Origin of the sequence: Asanoa sp. NPDC050611, from assembly GCF_040654855.1 — a bacterium.
Classification (GTDB): domain Bacteria; phylum Actinomycetota; class Actinomycetes; order Mycobacteriales; family Micromonosporaceae; genus Asanoa.
On record NZ_JBFAIU010000595.1, the window covers coordinates 1 to 2443 of the forward strand.

Consider the following 2443-nt stretch of genomic DNA (forward strand, 5'->3'; position numbering starts at 1 on the left):
GCCGAGGCCGTGGCGTGCGGCGCGGTCCCTTGCCGCCCACGATGATGGGCGGGTGCGGGCGCTGGGTCGGCCGCAGCGCCGGCGCGCCGGCCAGCGTGTAGTGCGTGCCCGCGTGGTCGAACCGGTCCTGCGCCGTCCAGAGTCCCCGGACGATCGCCAGCTGCTCGGCCAGCCGCGCGAAGCGCTCGCCGACCGGCGGCAGCGGCAGGCCGAACGCCGCGTGCTCGGGCGGGTACCAGCCCGTGCCGAGGCCGAGCTCGACCCGGCCGCCGCTCATCTGGTCGACCTGGGTCACCGCCACCGCGAGCGCGCCCGGTGCCCGGAACGTGGCGGCGCTCATCAGCGACCCGAGCCGGATCCGGCTGGTGTCCCGGGCGAGCCCGGCGAGGGTCGTCCAGACGTCGGTCGGGGTGGGGTCCGCGACGCCGCCGAGCGGCAGGTAGTGGTCGGGCCGGAAGAAGCCGTCGAAGCCGCACGCCTCGGCATGGCGGGCCAGGCCCACGATGTCGGCGTAGCTCGTGCCGCCCTTGGTGGAGGCGAAGATCCGAAGACGCATCGACGTCAGGTTATCCCTTTCCTGCCCGGATCGGATAGGTGCACGGGCTGTCCCGATCGCCGGGTTTCCCCTAGGGTGGTGCGTCGTCCCACCCCCATACGTGTCAATACCTCGATGCCACGAAAGGGACCCCCCGTTATGAGAACGCTCCGCGCGGTAGTCGCCGTGGGCGCGGCAGCAATGCTGCTGTCCATGGCCGCCTGCTCCGGCTCCGACGACAAAGCGCCCGCCAGCAACACCCAGAACGCCGCCGGCCCGCTCGAGAAGGTCACGTACATGAGCGGCTTCGGCCTGTTCGGCCGCGAGTCCTATGTGTACGCCGCTATCGACAAGGGCTACTTCCGCGACGCCGGCCTGGAGGTCGAGGTCAAGCCGGGTCTCGGCACCAACCCCAACCTCAAGGCCCTCAGCTCCGGTGCGGTCCAGTACGCCTCCATCGACCTCACCGGCGCGTTCCTGGAGTACGGCCGACCGGGCGGCATCAACGACTTCACCATCGTCGGCGCGGTGCAGCAGCGCTCGCTGACCGCCCTGATGGCGCTGGAGGAGAGCGGCATCACGACGCCGCGCGACCTGGAGAACAAGACGATCGGCGCCCAGCCCGGCTCGGTCAACCAGGTGCTGTTCCCGACGTACGCACGCCTCGCCGGCATCGACGCCACGAAGGTGAAGTTCCAGAACGTCGCGCCGCAGCAGCAGCCGCAACTGCTCGCGTCGAAGAAGGTCGACGTGATCACCCAGTTCCCGGTCGGCAAGCCGGGTGTCGAGCGGGCCGCGGGCGGGCGGAAGGCGGTCGTGCTGCCGTACACCGACGTGATCACCGACCTGTTCGGCGGTGCCATCGGCGTGTCCAAGAAGACCGCTCAGGAGAAGCCGGACCAGGTCAAGCGGTTCATGACCGCGCTGCTCAAGGGGCTCTCCGACACGATCAACAACCCGCAGGAGGCGGGCCAGATCTACGCGAAGTTCGAGAAGACGCAGCCGCCGCCGGTCGCCGCCGCGGAGATGACGCTGATGCGGCCGTACGTCGACCTCGGCTCCGGTCTCGGCCAGATCGACCAGGCCCGGGCCGCCCGCAGCATCGCGATCCTGCAGGGCGCCGGCGCGATCCCCGACGGCCTCAAGCCCGAGGACGTCATCTCGTTCAGCCTGATCCCGAAGCCGTCCGCCTGAGAACTCCGTCGGGAGCGGCCCGCCCGGCCGCTCCCGACCACTGTGGAGGAACCATGAAGCGGCGGGCACAGGCGTTGGCGGTCGCCCTGCCGGTGGTCGGCACCGTGGCCGCCGTGGCGCTCTGGTGGGCGGCCGTCGTCGCCTTCGAGATCGAGTCGTACCTGGTGCCGACGCCGCCCGAGGTGCTGCGCGTGTTCGGCGAGATGCCCGGCGACCTGTTCGCCGAGGCGAAGGTGACGCTCTGGGAAACCCTTGCCGGGTACGGCATCTCGGTGGTCGCCGGCGTGCTGGCCGGCGCGCTGATCGCGGGCTCACGCACGGTCGAGCGGGCCGTCTATCCGGTGCTGGTGGCGCTCAACGCCGCGCCGAAGGTGGCGATCGTGCCGCTGCTGATCGTCTGGTTCGGCTTCGACAGCGCGCCGAAGATCGTGATGGCGGTGCTGTTCTGCTTCTTCCCGATCACACTGGCCACCGCGGCCGGGCTGAGCAGCACACCGAGCGACCTGGTCGAGCTGACCCGGTCGCTGGACGCGTCCCGCGTGCAGACCTTCGTGAAGATCCGCTTCCCGGCCGCGATGCCACAGGTGTTCGTGGGCCTCAAGGTGGCGCTGCCGCTGGCCGTGGTCGGCGCGGTCGTGGGCGAGCTGTTCGCCTCCGACGCGGGACTGGGTTATCTGATCACCTCGTCCGGCGGCAGCGGCAACACGGCGCTCG

Annotated in this window: 3 protein-coding genes; 2 read left to right on the forward strand and 1 reads right to left on the reverse strand. The window is 70.8% G+C overall.

What is annotated here, in order from left to right:
• Positions 1-556, reverse strand: a 556-nt coding sequence (locus AB0H87_RS40690; RefSeq protein ID WP_360158860.1) for an LLM class flavin-dependent oxidoreductase, incomplete at its 3' end; no start/stop codon positions are given.
• A gap of 138 nt (positions 557-694) precedes the next feature.
• On the opposite strand from AB0H87_RS40690, the gene AB0H87_RS40695 reads away from it, so the two are divergent.
• Positions 695-1729 (forward strand): ABC transporter substrate-binding protein, encoded by a 1035-nt coding sequence (locus tag AB0H87_RS40695; protein WP_360158863.1) that lies wholly within the window; start codon positions 695-697, stop codon positions 1727-1729.
• Positions 1730-1782: 53 nt separating this feature from the next.
• Positions 1783-2443, forward strand: a 661-nt coding sequence (locus tag AB0H87_RS40700) for an ABC transporter permease (protein WP_360158866.1), incomplete at its 3' end; no start/stop codon positions are given.

What these genes read in the sequence shown, in the direction of transcription:
- AB0H87_RS40695 (WP_360158863.1), top strand. Translation starts at nt 695, where the DNA reads ATGAGAACGCTCCGCGCGGTAGTCGCCGTGGGCGCGGCAGCAATGCTG.